Genomic DNA, 17,719 nt, shown 5'->3' with positions numbered 1-17,719 from the left:
CCTTTCCTACCCCTTGTACATCGCCGCGATCCGGTCGGCGTAGACTTCGCGCAGTACATGACGGCGGATCTTCATCGACGGGGTCATCTGTTCATTCTCGATCGTGAACGCCTCGTCGGCGAGGTCGAATTTGCGGACCTTTTCGATCACCGACAGCTGGCCATTGACCCGGTCGACCGCAGCGCGGAGCGCGGCGCGGAATTTTTCATGTTCGCGGAGCAGCGCCATTTCCCTGGGCAGCCCCTCAGCCTCCGCCCATTCGGCGGCCCATTCGGGATCGGGGACGAGCAGCCCGACGAGATGCGGGCGCTTATCGCCATAGACCATCGCCTGCAGGATTTCGGGCTGGAGCGTCAGCATGCCTTCGACCCGCTGCGGCGCGACATTGTCGCCCTTGTCGTTGACGATCAGGTCCTTCTTGCGGTCGGTGATGACGATGCGGCCCTGCGGGTCGATATGGCCGATGTCGCCGGTGTGCAGCCAGGGTCCCTTGTCGGGTTCGGCGGGATCGACGACCAGCACGCGCGCGGTCTCGGGCTTGTTGCGCCAATAGCCTTTCATGACCAGTTCGCCGCGCACCAATATCTCGCCGTCGTCGGCGATGCGGACCTCGGTGTTCATCAGCGGCGGGCCGACGGTGTCCATCTTCAGCCCGACCGACGGGCGGTTGCAGCTGATCACCGGCCCCGCCTCGGTCTGGCCATAGCCCTGGAGCAGGGTTAGCCCGATCGAGTGGAAAAACACCCCGATCTCGGGGTTGAGCGGCGCACCGCCCGACACGAGCGCCTTCATCCGGCCGCCGAAACGCTGCTGGATCTTGGGGCGGAAGAGTTTGTCGAGGATCAGGTCGACCGGGCGGTCGAGCACGCCCATCCGGCGCTCATAGTCCTTTTCGCCGACGCGGATCGCCTGGTTGAGCATCCAGTTGGCGAGCTTGCCCTGTTTTTCGACCGACTTGATCATCCGGGCGCGGATCACCTCGAACAGCCGCGGCACGACGACCATGATCGTCGGGCGCGACTCCTCGATGTTCGAGAGCAGTTTTTCGAGACCCTCGCTGTAATAGATTTGCGCGCCGACCATGATCGGCAGGAACTGCCCGCCCGAATGTTCATAGGCGTGGCTCAATGGCAGGAACGACAGGAACACCTCCTCGTCGCCAATGCCGAAGTCGTTGACGAGCACCTCAGCGGCGCCGGCGGCATTGTGCAGGATCGCGCCATGATGCTGCATCACCCCGCGCGGCGCCCCGCCGGTGCCGCTGGTGTAGATGAGGCAGGCGACATCGTCGCGGGTGACGCCCAGCCCGCGCGCCTTGGTCTCCTCGACATAGGCGGCGCCATTTTCGACCAGCGGCGCCCAGTCATGGACGCGCACATCGCCCTGCTGGCCGACGCGCAGGCTTTCCATGCTGATGACGAGGCTCGCGTCCGAACGCATCACCGCCGGCATCAGCACGCGGGCCAGCTTGGCGGTCGAGACGATCACCGCCTTCGCCCCGCTGTTGTCGAGAATGTGCTGGTGGTCGCGTTCGGTGTTGGTGGTGTAGGTCGGCACGGTGATGCAGCCCGCCGCCATGATGCCAAGGTCGGCGATGCAGAATTCGGGGCGGTTCTCGCTGACCAGCACGACGCGATCGCCCTCTTTCAGGCCGAGTTGGCGCAGGTTGTGTGCGAGCGCCGCAACCTGATTGGCGACCTGCCGCCAGCTCATCGGCTGCCATGCACGATCGGCCTTGCGCCACAGGAACGGGTCCTCGCCGCCCTTGTCCGCGCGGTCGAAGAACATCGCGACCAGGCTCGGGAAATGGTCGAGATGGGGGTTTTCCAGCTTCATGCCTCTGCTCTCTCCCGGGGAGGGTGGTATCTTTTCTGTTCTGTTGTCTTAGCTCTGCGGCGGCGCGTCATCTACCGACGATGTGCCGGGGCCGCGCGGGTCGGCGGCGCCGCGCCACCCATCGCCGACGCGCTGTGCCGCGTTGAGTTTCGATCCGAGGTCGGTGGCGTTGAAGGGATAGCCGAAGGGCGCCATCTTCCTCGCGATCGCCTGACCCGCCGCGTCATTTTCGATCAGCACGCCCTGCTGGCCGAAGAAGAGGTTGGGCAGCGCGATCGCCTGGTCGACGGTGAGCCCCCAGTCAAGCACGCCGACCAAGGTCTTGGTGACGTGCATGATGATGCGCTTGCCGCCCGCCGAGCCGACCGCCAGCACGACCTTGCCGTCGGGGCCATAAACGATCGTCGGCGACATCGACGACAGGGGGCGCTTGCCGGCCTGCACGCGGTTCGCTGCGGGCGCGTCGCCGCGCACCGGATTGAGGTCGAAATCGGTGAGCTCGTTGTTGAGGAAAAAGCCGTTGGCGTTGAGGTTGCTGCCGAAGATGCTCTCGATCGTCGAGGTCATCGACGCGACATTGCCGTCCTTGTCGACCGCGACGAAATGGGTGGTGCCCTGTTCGGGAACCGGACCCGAGGGCGTGCGTGGCTGCGCGCCGGGCGGGTTGCCGGCGGGATAGGACGCGGCGCGGCCATAGGGCGAGATCAGCTGGCGCCGCTGCGACAGATAGGCCTTGTCGAGCAGGCCGGCGACGGGAACGTCGATGAAATCACCGTCGCCGAGATATTTCTCGCGGTCGGCGTAAGACAGCTGCATCGCTTCCGACAGCAGGTGCCAGCTCATCGGATTGTCCTTGCCCATCGCCTTCATGTCCCAGCCCTCGAGCATGCCGAGGATGCCGAAGACGGTGGTCGCACCCGACGAGGGCGGCCCCATGCCGCACACCTTGTAGACGCGGTAGGTGGTGCAGACCGCGGGCTTGTCCTGCGCCTTGTAGGCCGCAAGGTCCTTGGCGGTGAGCAGCGCGGGGTTGCGCGTCGATTTCGCCACCGCGTCGCTGATCGCCTTGGCATTGGCGCCGGTGTAGAAAACGTCGGGGCCTTTCGCCGCAATCTCGCGCAGCAGCTTGGCATAAGCGGGATTCTTGATCACCGTGCCGACCGGCGCGGGCTTGCCGTCGACATAATAGAGCGCACGCGCCGCCGGGAAATCCTTCCATGTGTCCTGGAAGCGGTCGAGCCAGCCATAGAGCGCGGGGGTGACCTGGAAGCCTTCGTCGGCGAGCTTGATCGCCGGCTGGAACAGCGCCTTCCATTCGAGCTTGCCCCATTTCTTGTGGGTCAGCTCCATCAGGCGGACATTGCCCGGGACGCCGACTGACAGGCCGCCGGGGATGACGTCGCCGTAGCCACGCGGTTTACCGTCGGGACCGAGGAAGCGTTCGGGCTTTGCGCTCGCGGGCGCCATTTCGCGGCCGTTGATCGTACCGATCTGGTCGCTCTTCGCGTCATGATAGACGAGGAAGCCGCCGCCGCCGACACCGCTCGACTGCGGTTCGACGAGGGTCAGCACCAGCATCATCGCCATCGCCGCATCGGCGGCCGAGCCGCCGTCGTGCAATATCTGGCGTCCGGCCTCGGTCGCGCGCGCATCGGCGGACGAGGTCACGCCCTGCGCCGCGGCGAGCGAGGGAAGCGTTGTCAGGAAAAGGGCGAAGGCGGCGAAGAGTCTCTTGTTCATGCGCGGGACATTGGCGCGGGGGGAAGGATGGCGCAACCCCATCCCTATTCCTCCTCGTCGCGAAACGATGCCGAGGGGTTATGACGCCGGCGTTGCCGGCCCCTTCCCCATCCACTTGCTCAGTCACCCACCCCGACCGCGTCGGCGACGCGGGTGAAGCCGTCGCGCACCGCCAGATCCTCAAGCCCACGCGCGATGCGGGCGGCGAGGCCCGGGCCGGCGAAGACCATCGCCGAATAGATTTGCACCAGACTCGCGCCGGCACGAATGCGCGCCCAGGCCTGTTCGGCATTGGCGATGCCGCCGACGCCGATCAGCGGGATCGCGCCGCCGCTTGCAGTGCGAAAATCCTTGAGCCGCTGGAGCGCGAGGTCGTGGAGTGGCGCGCCCGACAGCCCGCCTGCCTCGTGTGCATGGCGCGACACAAGCGCCGGCCGCGCGATGGTGGTGTTCGACACGATCAGCGCCGCCAGCCCCTTGTCGAGCGCGACGGTTACCAGATCGTCGATGTCGGCGGGTTCAAGGTCGGGCGCGACCTTGAGGAAAACGGGTTTCGCAGCGCCTGTGGGCTGCGCGGCATTGACCGCGTCGAGCAGCGCTTCGAGCGCGCCCTTGTCCTGCAGCGCGCGGAGGCCCGGGGTGTTGGGCGAACTGATATTGACGGTCAGATAATCGGCGAGCGGCGCCATCGCGGCGGTGCCCTTGGCATAGTCAGCGATGCGATCGGCGCTGTCCTTGTTCGCGCCGATGTTGATGCCGAGCGGCACAGCGATACCGCAGGCCCGCAGCTTTTCGATGCGCGTCGCCGCGGCGGCTTGCCCGCCGTTGTTGAACCCCATGCGGTTGATCACGGCGCCGTCCTCGACCAGCCGGAACAGGCGCGGACGCGGATTGCCCTCCTGCGGCAGCGGGGTCAGCGTGCCGACCTCGACAAAACCGAACCCGAAGCGCGGCATCACCGCGGCGGCGCGGGCATCTTTGTCGAAGCCGGGGGCGAGTCCGACGGGGTTCGGGAAGCTTAGCCCCGCGACCTCGGCCTTCAGGATCGGACTGGTCAGTGCGCTGCGCGCCCGCGGCAGCGGTTCGAGCGCGGCGAGGGTCAGATTGTGCGCGGCCTCGCCGTCGGTCGCATGGACGATCGGGCGGACGAGCGCATAGGCGGTATCGGTGAGCGAGGCGAAGAGCGACATGACCCGCCATTGCGCCGCACCGGCCCCTATGGCAAGCCCCTGTCCGACCAGCAAAGTCCAACGAAAAGCCGGAGAAAATCGTGTCGCACCCCCGTATTCTTGCCTGCCTGTCCACCTCGCTGTTCGCGATCGCTCTCGTGGGCTGCGCGCCGACGGTTGCCGAGCAAGCGCCCGCGACGGTGGCCGCGCCGGCCGATGTCGCGCCGGCTGGCGCCAACCTGGCCGAATTCTTCGACAAATATGACGCGGCGCAACTGTCGCTGTCGCCCGAGACCAAGGCGCGGCGTGGGGTGCGCGACGGCGATTATGGCGCATGGGACGATGTCAGCGACGACGCCGCGGTCGCGCGCTTCAAGCTGCAGACCGCGACCGCCGAGGCGATGCGCGGCAGCTTCGATCCCAAGGCGCTGTCGGCCGACGAGGCGCTGTCGTTCGAGCTGTTCAACGCGCAGGCGGCGCGCGCAGAACGCCTGTTCCCGTTCCGCGACCATGGTTATATCTTCGACCAGATGAATGGCGCGCAGAGCCAGATGCCGGCGTTCCTGATCAACATCCACCGCGTCGCCAATGTCGCCGAGGCCGAGGCCTATATCAGCCGCATCCGCGGCATGGGTCCGATCCTCGACGCGCTGTCGGCGCAGTCGGCGGAGCGCGCCGCGAAAGGCTTTGCGCCACCGAAATGGGTCTATCCCTATGTCATTTCGGATATCGCCAACCTGACCAAGCCCGACAATGCGGTGATCGAGGACATTACCGCCAAGGTAAACAAGCTGGACATCGATGCCGCCGAAAAGACGCGGCTGGTCGCCGCCGCCAAGGCCGCCTGGGCCGAGAGCGCCGGCCCGGCCTATACGCGCCTCTCGGCCGAGATGGCGCGCCAGCAGGCGTCGGCGCCGACACAGGACGGCGTGTGGCGGATGCCCGGCGGCAAGGCCTATTATGAGGCTTTGCTCGCCAATTATACGACGACCGACATGACCGCGGCGCAGATCCACGATCTCGGCCTGTCCGAAGTCGCGCGCATCCATGGCGAGATGAAGAAGATCATGGTCCAGGTCGGGTTCAAGGGCACGCTGAACCAGTTTTTCGACCATTTGCGCACCAGCCCGCAATATTATCACACGACGCGCGAGGCCTATCTGGCCGATGTCGACGCGCATGTGAAGGCGATGGAGGCACGGTTGCCCGCCTTCTTCAACACGCTGCCCAAGTCGGCGCTGCAGGTGAAGGCGGTCGAGGCATTCCGCGAAAAGTCGGCGGGCAAGGCCTTCTACTCCTCGCCCGCACCCGACGGGTCGCGGCCGGGCATCTATTATGTGAACCTCTATGACCTGCGCGACATGCCCAAGACCGAGCTCGAGGCGCTCGCCTATCATGAGGGCGTGCCGGGGCATCATCTGCAACGCGCGGTGCAGACCGAGCTCACCGGCCTGCCGCCGTTCCGCCGCTTCGGCGGTTTCACCGCTTATACCGAGGGCTGGGGCCTTTATTCGGAGGAACTGGCCAAGGACATGGGTTTCTACACCGATCCCTATGCCGATTTCGGGCGGCTCGGCATGGAGCTGTGGCGCGCGACGCGGCTCGTCGTCGACACCGGCATCCACGACAAGCGCTGGAGCCGCGAACAGGCGATCCAGTATCTGAAGGACAACACCCCCAACCCGCAGGGCGATATCGAAAAGGCGATCGAGCGCTATGTCGTCTATCCGGGACAGGCGACCGCCTACCTCATTGGCAAGCTCAAGATCATGGAGCTGCGCGGCCGTGCGCAGGCGGCGCTCGGCGACAAGTTCGATTTCCGCACCTTCCACGACGTCGTCCTCGAATCGGGTCCGGTGCCGCTCGATGTGCTCGAACGCCGCGTCGATGCGTGGATCGCGACCCAAAAGAGTTAATGCTGGCGATTTGCGGGCTTGACGCAGCGCGCCGAAAGGCAAATGACTTGACCTAGTTAAACAGGCGGCGATGCAGCCGCCGGGGGTCGGGTCTCGTCATGACGGAAGCTTCATCCACGCCCACAGGCGCGGACGGCGAAACGCCGTTCGAACTGCAATATTTCCCGCCCGATCCCGATCTGGCGGAAATGGTGTCGAGCTTTTATTTTGTCCGCGTCGATTTGCCCTTGTTCGACGAAAGCGAGCGCGCCGACCGTCCGCAATTCCGCATCATGGACGTGCCCAAGGGCGAATATATCTTTCCCGATGGCTATCGCTTTCCGGCCGGGCGCGCGACGATCATCGGCCCCACCAGCGGCAGCGTGCAGGCGCTCGCCCCCGGACCGCTGCGCATGTACGGATTCGGACTGATGCCCGCCGGCTGGGCGACGCTGATGGGGGCGCACGCCGACAAGCTGACCGACCGCGCGATCGACGCCGCCGACCTGTTCGGCGACTGGATCGAGGAGGTGGTCGATGCGATCGGCAACGCCGCCGACACCGCCGAACGGCTGGTGATCGGCAATAATTTCGTCCGCGAAATCCTGAAGAAGAGCGAGGCGGCGCCGGTATGGTTCACGCGCACCGTCGACGAATGGCTGACCGCGTCGCCATCGCCGCAGGTGCCCGAACTGGTGGAAGCCACGGGCATGTCGATCCGCTCGGTCGAACGGATGACCAAGCATTATTACGGCCTGTCGCCGCGGATGCTGGCGCGCAAATATCGCGCGGTGCGTGCGGCATCGGCGTTAGCGCGCGGCGAAAAGCTCGACGATGCCGCGCTGGGTGACGCCTTTTACGATCAGTCGCACCTGATCCGCGAGATCAAGCGCTTCGCCGGCGCGACGCCGGGCCAGCTTTCCAAGCCCTCGCCCTATACCGAGGCGACGGCGAAGGGCCGCAAGCAAATGGCGGGCAAGGTCAGCCCGATGGTTTCGGATACCTGACACTCACCGTCATTGCGAGCGTAGCGAAGCAATCTCCGGCCCTCGTCCTTGCACAAGGTCGAGGGCTGGAGATTGCCGCGTCGCCTCCGGCTCCTTGCAATGACGACACAGCTGCGGGACTCGCCAAATCCCGGATTAACCACCAAAAATCCCGCGCCCTGTCGTTTTGGCGTTTCCGTACAATCGCGAATCGGCGGCGCCCCATATTCGGGGCTTGCGACCCAGAAGAGCTCGCCTCTTTCAGAGGAACGAGACCTTCATCTTGGCACTCATTCGGCTCCGGCCGGATGGGTGCCTTTTTTTTCTTGGGCGCCGGAAAAACCGCCTTGCTTGCGCGCCGCCAAAGCCTCGCCTATATAAGTGGAGTAATTTGATCCAGTTAAGAATCGTTCGCAATTTGCGCGCGATAGAAGAGTCCGCACCGTCACAATGCGCCTGTCCAACCTTGCCGATTATGCCGTGGTGCTGATGAGCGCCGCCGCCCGCCAGTGCGGGTCGGTACCGATTCACGCCGGGATGCTGGCCGAGCAGACGGGGATTCCGGGACCGACCGCGCAGAAGCTGGTGAGCGGACTCGCGCGCGCCGGGCTGCTGGTTGCTTCGCGCGGCAGCGGCGGCGGGGTAAGGCTGGCACGGCCCGCGGCGGCGATCAGCGTCGCCGATATCATCGAAGCGGTCGAAGGCCCGATCGCGTTGACCGCCTGCGTTGCCGAAGGGCGCCACGATTGCTCGCTTGAGGGTAGCTGCAAGGTGCAGCCGCACTGGGGCGTCGTGAACGGCGCGGTGCGCGGGGCGCTGGCGGAGATTAGTCTGGCGAGCCTCAGTAAGCCCCTCCCGCACGCGGGAGGGGTTTGGGNTGGGGGGGGGCCCTGTCTCGGACACCGCCTTCACCAACACCCCCTCCCCCAGCCCCTCCCGCAAGCGGGAGGGGAGGATAGAAGCATGACCGACAACACCGAACTCCCCGTCAAGGACCAGGCCGCGCACGACGCCGCGGCGAAGGTCGCCGATTATGAACATGGCTGGTCGGCCGACATCGAGACCGACTTCGCGCCCAAGGGGCTGACCGAGGATACGGTCCGCTTCATTTCGGCGAAGAAGAACGAGCCTGAATGGATGCTCGACTGGCGGCTGAAGGCGTTCCAGCACTGGTTGACGATGGAAACGCCCGACTGGGCGAAGCTCAACGTGCCGCCGATCGACTACCAGGACGCGTATTATTACGCGGCGCCGAAGGCGAAGCCCAAGCTCGGCAGCCTCGACGAGGTCGATCCCGAAATTCTCGAGGTCTATAAAAAGCTCGGCATCCCGATCGAGGAGCAGAAGGTGCTCGCGGGGGTCGAGGGCGCGCGCAAGGTCGCGGTCGACGCGGTGTTCGACAGCGTCAGCGTCGCGACGACCTTCCGCGAGGAATTGAAGCGCGCGGGCGTGATCTTCCTGTCGATTTCGGAAGCGATCCGCGAATATCCCGAGCTGGTGAAAAAGTGGCTCGGCAAGGTCGTGCCGATGCACGACAATTATTTCGCGACGCTCAATTGCGCGGTCTTTTCGGACGGCACCTTCGTGTACGTGCCCGAGGGCGTGCGCTGCCCGATGGAGCTGAGCACCTATTTCCGCATCAATGCCGAGAATACGGGCCAGTTCGAGCGGACTTTGATCATCGCCGACAAGGGCGCCTATGTCAGCTACCTCGAAGGCTGCACCGCGCCGATGCGCGACGAGAACCAGCTCCACGCTGCGGTGGTCGAACTGGTGACGCTCGACGATGCCGAGATCAAATATTCGACGGTGCAAAACTGGTATCCCGGCAATGCCGAGGGGCTGGGCGGCATCTATAACTTCGTGACCAAGCGCGCGCTCTGCCAGGGCAAGCGCAGCAAGGTGTCATGGACGCAGGTCGAAACCGGCTCTGCGATCACCTGGAAATATCCGAGCTGCGTGCTGAACGGCGACGACAGCGTCGGCGAATTTTATTCGGTCGCAGTCACCAACAATTACCAGCAGGCCGACACCGGCACCAAGATGATCCACAATGGCAAGCGCACGCGCTCGACCATCGTGTCGAAGGGGATCAGCGCGGGCAAGTCGAACAACACCTATCGCGGGATTGTGCGCGTCGCGCCCAATGCCGAGGGCGTGCGCAACTTCACCCAGTGCGACAGCTTGCTGCTGGGGTCGCTCAGCGGGGCGCACACCGTGCCCTATATCGAAGTCCGCAACCCGACCGCGACCGTCGAGCATGAAGCGACGACCAGCAAGATCAGCGACGACCAGCTCTTCTACGCGATGCAGCGCGGGCTGGGGCAGGAAGAAGCGGTGGCGTTGATCGTGAACGGCTTTGCCAAGGAAGTGCTGCAGCAATTGCCGATGGAATTTGCCGTCGAGGCGCAGAAGTTGCTGGGAATCAGCCTTGAGGGGAGTGTGGGGTGAGTGCGCAACTGACAAAAACTCACTCTCAGCGCGACACCGATCGGCTGGTGGCTGCGGGCTGGACGTTAAAATCGGAGTTTCGAGTAGCTCCCAATGATGAGCCTTACGAGTATTTGCTCGCTTGGGAGCACGGCGGTGAAGCAGCTTATTGGCGCGCGAAAACTTGGGACGAACAAGGTTGTAAGGTCTGCCGCCAGCAATGGCTAAGCAGGGGCGAAATCCCCAACAGGTTGGGCGGCGCCAACGGCGGAGTCCTCCTCTATCGCTGCGACACATGTGGCACCTTCTGGGAAGAAACTACGCGCGAAGCTCACGAAATTACCGAAGCTGAAGCGCGGAAGGTTTTTCCGCATCTATTTCAAGAAGCTGAGAACCATGCTTAAAATCGAAAACCTCCACGCCACCGTCGCCGACAAGCCGATCCTGAAAGGCCTGTCGCTCGCCATCAATGCGGGCGAAATCCATGCGATCATGGGGCCCAATGGCGCGGGCAAGTCGACTTTGTCCTACGTGCTCGGCGGACGGCCCGGCTATGAGGTCACCGAGGGTTCGGCGATGTTTTCGCCGAACGCGATCCCCGGCGAAAGCCGGGGTCCGGACGGGGCGATCGAACTCGACCCCGACTTTCGTCGCGGAACGGGAACGACCGAGACGCTCGACCTGCTCGCCCTCGATCCGCACGAGCGCGCCGCGGCGGGGCTGTTCCTCGGCTTCCAATATCCGGTCGAGATTCCCGGCGTGTCGAACGTCCAGTTCCTGCGCGAAAGCCTCAACGCCCAGCGCAAGGCGCGCGGCGAGGAACCGCTGTCGGGCGGCGACTTCCTGAAGCTAGCGCGCGAGAAGGCGGGGCTGCTCAAGATGGACATGGACATGCTCAAGCGTCCGGTGAACGTCGGCTTTTCCGGCGGCGAGAAGAAGCGCAACGAGATGGTGCAGATGGGCATCCTCGACCCGAAGCTCGCGATCCTCGACGAGACCGACTCGGGCCTCGACATCGACGCGCTGCGCATCGTCGGCGACGGGATCAACAGCATCATGCGGCGACCCGATAAGGCAGTGCTGCTGATCACCCACTACCAGCGCCTGCTCGACTATGTGCAGCCCGATTTTGTCCATGTGCTGGCCGCCGGCCGGATCGTGAAGTCGGGTGGGCCCGAGTTGGCGCGCGAGCTGGAAGAGCATGGCTATTCCGAGATCGCGGCTTGATGGCGATGCTCGCCCTGATGACCATGACGCCCGCCGCGGCGCTGCCTTCCGCGCCGGCGATCGAGGAAGAGATCGTCGTGATCGCGAGCAAGCTCAAGGACTGGCGCGCCTCGTTGGTCGAGTCTCGTGGCGATGTCCGTTGTTTCACGCAGCGGTCGACCGGCGACGCCGCGATCGACCGCATCGGGTGCCAGTCCATGATGCAATGCCATGCGCGGTACAAGGACCGGTTTGCCGGTTTCAAGGACCATCGCGTCCCGTCGAACAAGCGTAAGGCGATGTACAAGAGCTTCATGAAGGACGAGTTTTCGCCCTGCGTTTTCGAAAGGCGCGAAGCGATGATCGCCGATCTCGCCGACGTGAGGGCGGCGGCACGATGAGCGCGCGTCCCCTCCCCTCGCGGCGCGACGAAGCGTGGCGTTATAGCGACATCGACGCGGTTGCCGCAGCGTGGCCGTTGCCCGCCCCCGAGAGCATCATCGTACCCGCCAGCGGCTCGTTCCGCCGCGCGGTCGTGCAGGATGCGGGTGACATCCGGCAGATCGAACTGGTGCTCGGCAAGGGCGCTGCCGCGTCGCTGCATGTCCTCAATATCGGCGGCGCTTATGGCCGCATCGAACTCGCGGTGACTCTGCACGAAGGCGCCGACTTCCATCTCGGCGCGGCGCAGATCGGCGGCGGGGAGCAGAATCTGGAGATCGTCACCACCGTGACCCATGCGGAACCCGGCGCGACATCGCGGCAGGTTGTGCGGTCGGTGCTCGGCGGCACCGCGACCGGCACCTATCTCGGCAAGGTCGCGGTCGCGCGCGATGCACAGCAAACCGACAGCGCACAGGATGTGAAGGCGATGCTGCTCGACCGCAGCGCGACCGCCAACGCCAAGCCCGAGCTCGAGATCTTCGCCGACGATGTGAAATGTGCGCATGGCTGCGCGATCGGCGAACTCGACGCGATGGCGCTTTATTACTTGCAGTCGCGTGGGCTGCCGCCGGGCGAGGCGAAGAAGCTGATGCTGCAGGCGTTCGTTGCCGGCGTGTTCGATGGCGCCGAGGATGCGGCGCGGTTGCAGGACCTGGCGTTGGCAAAGCTGGGGGAATTGGTGTGACCAACCTCCCATCCCCGTTTGTGTCGAGCGAAGTCGAGACACCCACCGGTAGTGCACGCCTTCGTGGTGTCTCGACTTCGCTCGACACAAACGGGCTTAGGGGGCAGTTCCCCGGCCTCGCGGGCAACTGGCACTATCTCGACACCGCCGCGACAGCGCAAAAGCCGCAGGCGGTGATCGACGCGACAGTGAACGCGATGGGCCGCGACTATGCGACCGTCCACCGCGGCGTCTATGCGCGCTCGGCCGACATGACGCTCGCCTATGAGGCGGCACGGCGGCGGATTGCGGCGTTTATCGGCGCGCGCGAGAATGAGATCGCCTTTGTGCGCGGCGCGACCGAGGCGATCAACCTTGTCGCTTACTCGCATCCGAAAAAGGGCCGCGTGCTGCTCTCCACGCTGGAACATCACAGCAATATCGTGCCCTGGCAGCTTGCGGGCTGGCAGGTCGATGTCTGCCCGCTGACCGCGGACGGGCGCATCGATTTGGACGCCGCCGAGACGCTGCTGACCAGCGAACACACGATGGTCGCCTTCGCGCATGTGTCGAACGTGCTCGGCAGCCCACTCGACGTCGCGCGCGCCGCCGAGCTGGCGCACCGTGTCGGCGCCGAATTGCTGGTCGACGGTTGCCAGGCGGTACCGCGGCTGCCCGTCGATGTCGCGGCGCTCGGTTGCGACTATTATGTCTTCTCGGGGCACAAGCTTTACGGTCCCACCGGCATCGGGGTGCTGTGGAGCGACAAGCTCGATACGCTGCTGCCCTGGCAGGGTGGCGGGTCGATGATCAACCGGGTGACGTTCGAAAAGACGACCTACGCGCCCGCGCCGACCCGTTTCGAGGCGGGGACGCCGGCGATCATCGAGGCGCTTGGGCTTGCCGCTGCGGTCGAATATGTCGAAGCGATCGGCGTCGAGGCGATCCACGCGCATGAGGTCGCGCTCGTCGGAAACCTGCGCGAACAGCTCGCGCGGCGGAACAGCATCACGCTGTTCGGACCCGAAAACAGCGCCGGAATTGTCAGTTTTGCGATGGCGGGGGTTCATCCGCACGACATCGGCACTATCTTGGACGAAAGCGGGGTCGCGATCCGCGCCGGGCACCATTGCGCACAGCCGCTGATGGAGCATCTGGGCGTGCCGGCGACCGCGCGCGCGAGTTTTGGCGTTTACAGCAACAGCGATGACGTGGCGGCGCTGATCGAAGGCCTGTCACGCGTCGAGAGGATTTTCGGATGAGCGAGGATCGGATGATCAAGGTTGAGGAAGTGACGAGCGTCGAGGCGCCGCCCAAAGCGCGCGTCGAGGATATCGAGACGGCACCCGAGAAGCTGGAGCGCAAGCGCGACTATCTGGAAGGCTTCCTTGCGGCCAAACCCGTAGCGACCGAACCCGGGGCGGTCGGCGGCGACCTGTACGAGGCCGTCATCAACGCACTCAAGGACATTTTCGACCCCGAAATCCCGGTGAACATCTACGACCTCGGGCTGATCTACAATGTCGAGATCGATGAGGGGCATGTCGTCGTCACGATGACGCTGACCACCCCGCACTGCCCGGTCGCCGAATCGATGCCCGCCGAGGTCGAACTGCGCGTCGGCGCGGTGCCGGGGGTCGGCGATGCCGAGGTCAACCTCGTCTGGGATCCGCCGTGGTCGCCCGACAATATGAGCGACGAAGCGCGCCTCGAACTGGGAATGCTGTGATGACCGAAGTGAAAACTCGTGCACGCCCTGCCGCCGTAGCCCTCACCGTCGGCGCGGAAGACCGCATCGCGACGTTGATGGCATCGGCGCCCGAAGGCGCGATCGGCGTCCGCCTGTCGACCCCGCGCCGCGGCTGTTCGGGGCTCGCCTATTCGGTCGACTATGTCACCGAAGAAGTGAAGTTCGACGAAAAGATCGAAACCCCCGGCGGCGTCTTCTACATCGACGGCGCATCGGTGCTCTACCTGATCGGCAGCACGATGGACTGGGTCGAGGATGATTTCGCGGCGGGCTTCGTGTTCGAGAATCCGAACGCCAAGGGCGCGTGCGGCTGTGGCGAGAGCTTCACCGTCTAACCCGGCGCATTTCTGCGCCGAATATGCTATGTTCCCCCGTCAAATGAGGGGGGAGCGTCATGGTTCGTGCCTTCTATCTGGTCTATGCGGGCCTGTGCTACGCGATATTTTTCGCCACATTCCTGTACCTTATCGCCTTCGTCGGCAACCTGCCGGTCGTACCGGTCACCATCGATGCCGCGCGGACGGGGCCGATGGCGACCGCGGTCGCGGTCGATATCGCGCTGATCGCGCTGTTCGGCATCCAGCATAGCGTCATGGCGCGGCGGGGGTTCAAGGCGCGCTGGACGCGCGTCATGCCCGCACCGATCGAACGCAGCACCTATGTCCTGCTCGCCAGCCTGGTGCTGATCCTGCTCTTCAGCTTCTGGCACGCGCTGCCCGCGACGGTCTGGGCGGTCGAGAACGGAATCGGCGCCGGCATCCTGTGGGCGCTGTTTGCGAGCGGCTGGGCGATCGTGCTGCTGAGCACCTTCCTGCTCAACCACTTCGAGCTGTTCGGATTGCAACAGGCGTGGTTCGCGCTGCGCGAGCGGGCGGCCGCCGTGCCGCAGTTGCACCAGCCCTTGTTCTACAAGATCGTCCGCCATCCGCTCTACGCCGGCTTCTTCATCGCCTTCTGGGCGACGCCGCGGATGAGCGTCGGCCACCTGCTCTTCGCGGTCGGCATGTCGGCCTATATGCTGATCGCCATCCGGTTCGAGGAGCGCGACCTGATCGCGACCTTCGGCGGGGACTATGTCGCCTATCGGGAAAAGGTCGGGATGCTGGTGCCGCGACTCTAGTGGCACACCGTCCAGCCGGCGGTCCGCTTCGCCATGTCGAGATGGAAATGGTCGGCGTGGGCGGCATTATAGTCAGGCGACAGCACGGTGCTGAACAGGCCGCACGACCCGTCGCGCACGGCGTGCAGGAATTCGCTGCGCGCGTTGCCGTCGTTCCAGTCGCCCACCAGCGTGATGCGCGTCCCGTCGGCGAGAACAAAGGCCGATATGTCGATCGCATTGGCGGTCGAATGCTGGCTCTGCGCCTGTTTCCCGGCGATCTTGCGGCAGTTGTAGCTGCCCAGATTTTCGAGTTCGGCCACAGCCTGTCCGAAATGCTTTTGCGCCAGCGGCTGGACGACGTCGCGGTTCCACAGCGCCATCGCCGCGGTCACCGCGCAGCCGGGCGCGACATTCGCGGGGCGCATCGTCGGCACGAGCCGATTGCCGGTCAGCACCATGCGCTGGCTGGCGCGGCAGACGCCCTGCCCCACCACCGGGCGGTGCTCATACCCCGCCTTGGCGCGGTTGAAAGCGGCGAAACAGGCGCTATCGTCGCCGGCCAACGCCACCAGCTTGCGATGGGTCGCCCAGCCTTGCGGCTGCGCGAGTTCGAAGCGTGCGGTGGGGTCATGCTGCGGATGATCGCGCAGCCACTGCATCGCATATATCGCAGCGATGGCGAGCAGCAGGGCGACGGCGAACCCGATCAGATAAGGACGAAAACTCTTCACCCCTGTCCAATGCCCGCGCGGCACCGCCCGTTCCAGCACCAAATTACCGCTTGTTGAAAGCCGCGGGGCGCGTGATAGCGTTCCCATGGCGAAGCGCTCGATCCTGATCGTCGGCGGCGGCACCGCGGGCTGGCTGACCGCCGCCTATCTCGCGCGGTTTTTCGATCTCGCGCGCAACCCGCGGCTGTCGATCACGCTGCTCGCGTCGGACGAGATCGGCAGCATCGGGGTCGGCGAAGGCGCCTTTCCGACGATCCGAAACACGCTGCAATATATCGGCGTCGACGAAAGCGAATTCGTGCGCCGGGCGTCGGCGACGTTCAAGCAGGGCATTCGTTTCGACGACTGGGTCCGCACGCCGCGGGATGGCCGGTCGAGCCATTTCCTCCACCCGTTCGAGGCGCCCTATCATGGCGACGGGCACAGCCTGGTTTCCTATTGGCTGCTCCAGGACGAGGCGACACGGCGGCCGTTCGCCGAGGCGATGACGATCCAGAACCGCGTCGCCGAGGCGCAGCGTGCGCCGAAGCGGCCGGGCGAGGAAGCGTTCGGCGGGCCGCTGAACTATGCCTATCATTTCGACGCGACGCGGCTGGCCCAGGTGCTGTCGAACCAGGCGCGCGCGCTGGGCGTCGACCATCTGCCGGGCACGCTGACCGGGGTCGGGCTGCACCCCGAAAGCGGCGCGATCGACCATGTCGTGACCGCCGAGCATGGCGTGCTGACCGCCGACCTTTATATCGACTGTTCGGGGTTCCGCGCCGAACTGATCGGCGCGCTGGGGGCGCCGTTCCGCAGCGTGAAGCACCAGCTGTTCACCGACCGCGCGCTGGCGTGCAAGATTCCCTACGACGCCCCCGACGCGCCGCTCGAAAGCTATACGATCGCCGCGGCGCATGAGGGCGGCTGGACGTGGGACATCGGCCTCGCCGGCGCGCGCGGCGTCGGCTGCGTCTATTCGAGCGACCATCTGAGCGACGATCGCGCCGCCGACATCCTGTCGGGCTATACCGGCGGGCGCAGTCAGGACGTCGGGGTGCGCAGCATTCCGTTCGCGGCGGGGTATCGCCCGACGCCGTGGGTGAAGAATTGCGTCGCGGTCGGACTGTCGGGCGGATTTCTCGAACCGCTCGAATCGACCGGCTTGGTGACGATCGAGACCGCCGCGGCGATGATCGCCGAGATGTTTCCGCTCGGCGGTCCGGTCGCGGCGCCAGCGCGGCGCTTCAACGAATTGATGACCGCGCGCTATGAGAATATCGTCAACTTCCTGAAGCTCCATTATTGCCTCAGCCGCCGCGACGAACCCTTCTGGCGCGACAATGCCGACCCGGCGTCGATCCCCGACCGATTGAAAGAATTGCTCGACGAGTGGCGCTATCGTCCGCCGGGCCGTTTCGATTTCATCCTCGACCTCGAAAGCTTCGCCTTCTTCAACTACCAATATATTCTCTATGGCATGGAATATCGCACCGACCTGACCCCGGTGCGCGAGGAATTCCCCGATGTCGCCGAGGCCGAGCGCATCTTTGCCCGCATCCGCAGCTTCGGCGCCCAGGCAGCGCACGAGCTGCCGTTGCACCGCGCGCTGGTCGACCAGATCAACGCCGCGTCCTACGCCTGACCGCCTAGAGCGCCCACTCGAGAGTCAGCCACAGCCGGTCGGTGTCGGTCGCGAAAGCGTCGGCGCGGTAGTGCGCATAGCGGACCGAGCCGCCGGTGCGGCCGCGCTTTGCGGTGAGCGCGAGCCCGATTTCGTCGCCATA

General features: G+C 65.1%; 16 protein-coding genes and 1 pseudogene. 13 read left to right on the top strand and 4 right to left on the bottom strand.

Annotated features, from left to right (window positions below; all coding sequences use genetic code 11):
• Window positions 1–6: 6 nt before the first annotated feature.
• The 3 genes from ASD67_RS15155 to ASD67_RS15145 form a co-directional block, all read right to left on the bottom strand.
• Window positions 7–1,836: an AMP-dependent synthetase/ligase gene (locus ASD67_RS15155; protein ID WP_056348943.1), complete on the bottom strand. Its 1,830-nt coding sequence runs from the start codon at window positions 1,834–1,836 to the stop codon at window positions 7–9.
• 48 nt (window positions 1,837–1,884) lie between these two features.
• Entirely contained in the window at window positions 1,885–3,576 is a 1,692-nt protein-coding gene (ggt, locus tag ASD67_RS15150; RefSeq protein ID WP_056351966.1) for a gamma-glutamyltransferase, read from the bottom strand.
• A 119-nt stretch (window positions 3,577–3,695) separates the two neighbouring features.
• Window positions 3,696–4,766 carry a quinone-dependent dihydroorotate dehydrogenase gene (locus ASD67_RS15145; RefSeq protein ID WP_056348940.1) on the bottom strand — a complete coding sequence of 357 codons (1,071 nt, stop codon included), beginning with the start codon at window positions 4,764–4,766 and terminating at the stop codon, window positions 3,696–3,698.
• Between the two features lie 80 nt (window positions 4,767–4,846).
• Between ASD67_RS15145 and ASD67_RS15140 the strand changes: the two genes are divergently transcribed.
• The 12 genes and pseudogenes from ASD67_RS15140 (at window position 4,847) to mddA (ending at window position 15,240) form a co-directional block, all read left to right on the top strand.
• The gene (locus ASD67_RS15140) at window positions 4,847–6,661 is read left to right on the top strand and encodes a DUF885 domain-containing protein (protein WP_056348937.1); all 1,815 of its coding nucleotides are present in this window, start codon (window positions 4,847–4,849) and stop codon (window positions 6,659–6,661) included.
• A 98-nt stretch (window positions 6,662–6,759) separates the two neighbouring features.
• A complete protein-coding gene (locus tag ASD67_RS15135) occupies window positions 6,760–7,647 on the top strand; it encodes an AraC family transcriptional regulator (RefSeq protein ID WP_056348935.1) in 888 nt (295 codons plus the stop codon).
• A gap of 429 nt (window positions 7,648–8,076) precedes the next feature.
• Window positions 8,077–8,503 (top strand): annotated as a pseudogene (locus tag ASD67_RS23500) (SUF system Fe-S cluster assembly regulator); the annotation flags it as partial.
• Window positions 8,504–8,589: 86 nt separating this feature from the next.
• Window positions 8,590–10,077, top strand: a complete 1,488-nt coding sequence (gene sufB, locus ASD67_RS15130) for a Fe-S cluster assembly protein SufB (RefSeq protein ID WP_056348934.1) — start codon at window positions 8,590–8,592, stop codon at window positions 10,075–10,077.
• Window positions 10,074–10,460 (top strand): hypothetical protein, encoded by a 387-nt coding sequence (locus ASD67_RS23135; protein ID WP_156377735.1) that lies wholly within the window; start codon window positions 10,074–10,076, stop codon window positions 10,458–10,460. Before sufB ends, ASD67_RS23135 begins: the two co-directional genes overlap by 4 nt.
• Complete coding sequence (gene sufC, locus ASD67_RS15125; protein ID WP_056348931.1) at window positions 10,453–11,283, top strand: Fe-S cluster assembly ATPase SufC; 831 nt, start codon at window positions 10,453–10,455, stop codon at window positions 11,281–11,283. Before ASD67_RS23135 ends, sufC begins: the two co-directional genes overlap by 8 nt.
• Window positions 11,284–11,300: 17 nt before the next feature.
• Window positions 11,301–11,663, top strand: coding sequence for a hypothetical protein (locus tag ASD67_RS15120; protein WP_162248595.1), 363 nt, complete (start codon window positions 11,301–11,303; stop codon window positions 11,661–11,663).
• Entirely contained in the window at window positions 11,660–12,391 is a 732-nt protein-coding gene (locus tag ASD67_RS15115) for a SufD family Fe-S cluster assembly protein (RefSeq protein WP_056348924.1), read from the top strand. The genes ASD67_RS15120 and ASD67_RS15115 overlap by 4 nt, the downstream gene beginning before the upstream one ends.
• Window positions 12,388–13,632 carry an aminotransferase class V-fold PLP-dependent enzyme gene (locus ASD67_RS15110; RefSeq protein ID WP_082545096.1) on the top strand — a complete coding sequence of 415 codons (1,245 nt, stop codon included), beginning with the start codon at window positions 12,388–12,390 and terminating at the stop codon, window positions 13,630–13,632. The genes ASD67_RS15115 and ASD67_RS15110 overlap by 4 nt, the downstream gene beginning before the upstream one ends.
• Window positions 13,629–14,099, top strand: a complete 471-nt coding sequence (locus tag ASD67_RS15105) for an SUF system Fe-S cluster assembly protein (protein ID WP_056348919.1) — start codon at window positions 13,629–13,631, stop codon at window positions 14,097–14,099. The genes ASD67_RS15110 and ASD67_RS15105 overlap by 4 nt, the downstream gene beginning before the upstream one ends.
• A complete protein-coding gene (locus ASD67_RS15100; protein ID WP_056348917.1) occupies window positions 14,099–14,455 on the top strand; it encodes a HesB/IscA family protein in 357 nt (118 codons plus the stop codon). The genes ASD67_RS15105 and ASD67_RS15100 overlap by 1 nt, the downstream gene beginning before the upstream one ends.
• A 59-nt stretch (window positions 14,456–14,514) precedes the next feature.
• The gene (gene mddA / locus ASD67_RS15095) at window positions 14,515–15,240 is read left to right on the top strand and encodes a methanethiol S-methyltransferase (RefSeq protein WP_056348912.1); all 726 of its coding nucleotides are present in this window, start codon (window positions 14,515–14,517) and stop codon (window positions 15,238–15,240) included.
• Here the strand turns inward: mddA and ASD67_RS15090 are convergent.
• Window positions 15,237–15,953: an extensin-like domain-containing protein gene (locus tag ASD67_RS15090; protein ID WP_056348909.1), complete on the bottom strand. Its 717-nt coding sequence runs from the start codon at window positions 15,951–15,953 to the stop codon at window positions 15,237–15,239. The genes mddA and ASD67_RS15090 overlap by 4 nt on opposite strands.
• A gap of 85 nt (window positions 15,954–16,038) precedes the next feature.
• Between ASD67_RS15090 and ASD67_RS15085 the strand changes: the two genes are divergently transcribed.
• On the top strand, window positions 16,039–17,577 hold the full coding sequence (locus ASD67_RS15085; RefSeq protein WP_056348906.1) for a tryptophan halogenase family protein: 1,539 nt from the start codon (window positions 16,039–16,041) through the stop codon (window positions 17,575–17,577).
• Window positions 17,578–17,719 lie beyond the last annotated feature (142 nt).

This window comes from Sphingopyxis sp. Root1497 (assembly GCF_001427085.1).
In the GTDB taxonomy this organism is placed as follows: Bacteria; Pseudomonadota; Alphaproteobacteria; order Sphingomonadales; family Sphingomonadaceae; genus Sphingopyxis.
The sequence above is the reverse complement of the archived record's forward strand: the minus strand, read 5'-3'. Positions and strand labels throughout refer to the sequence as shown.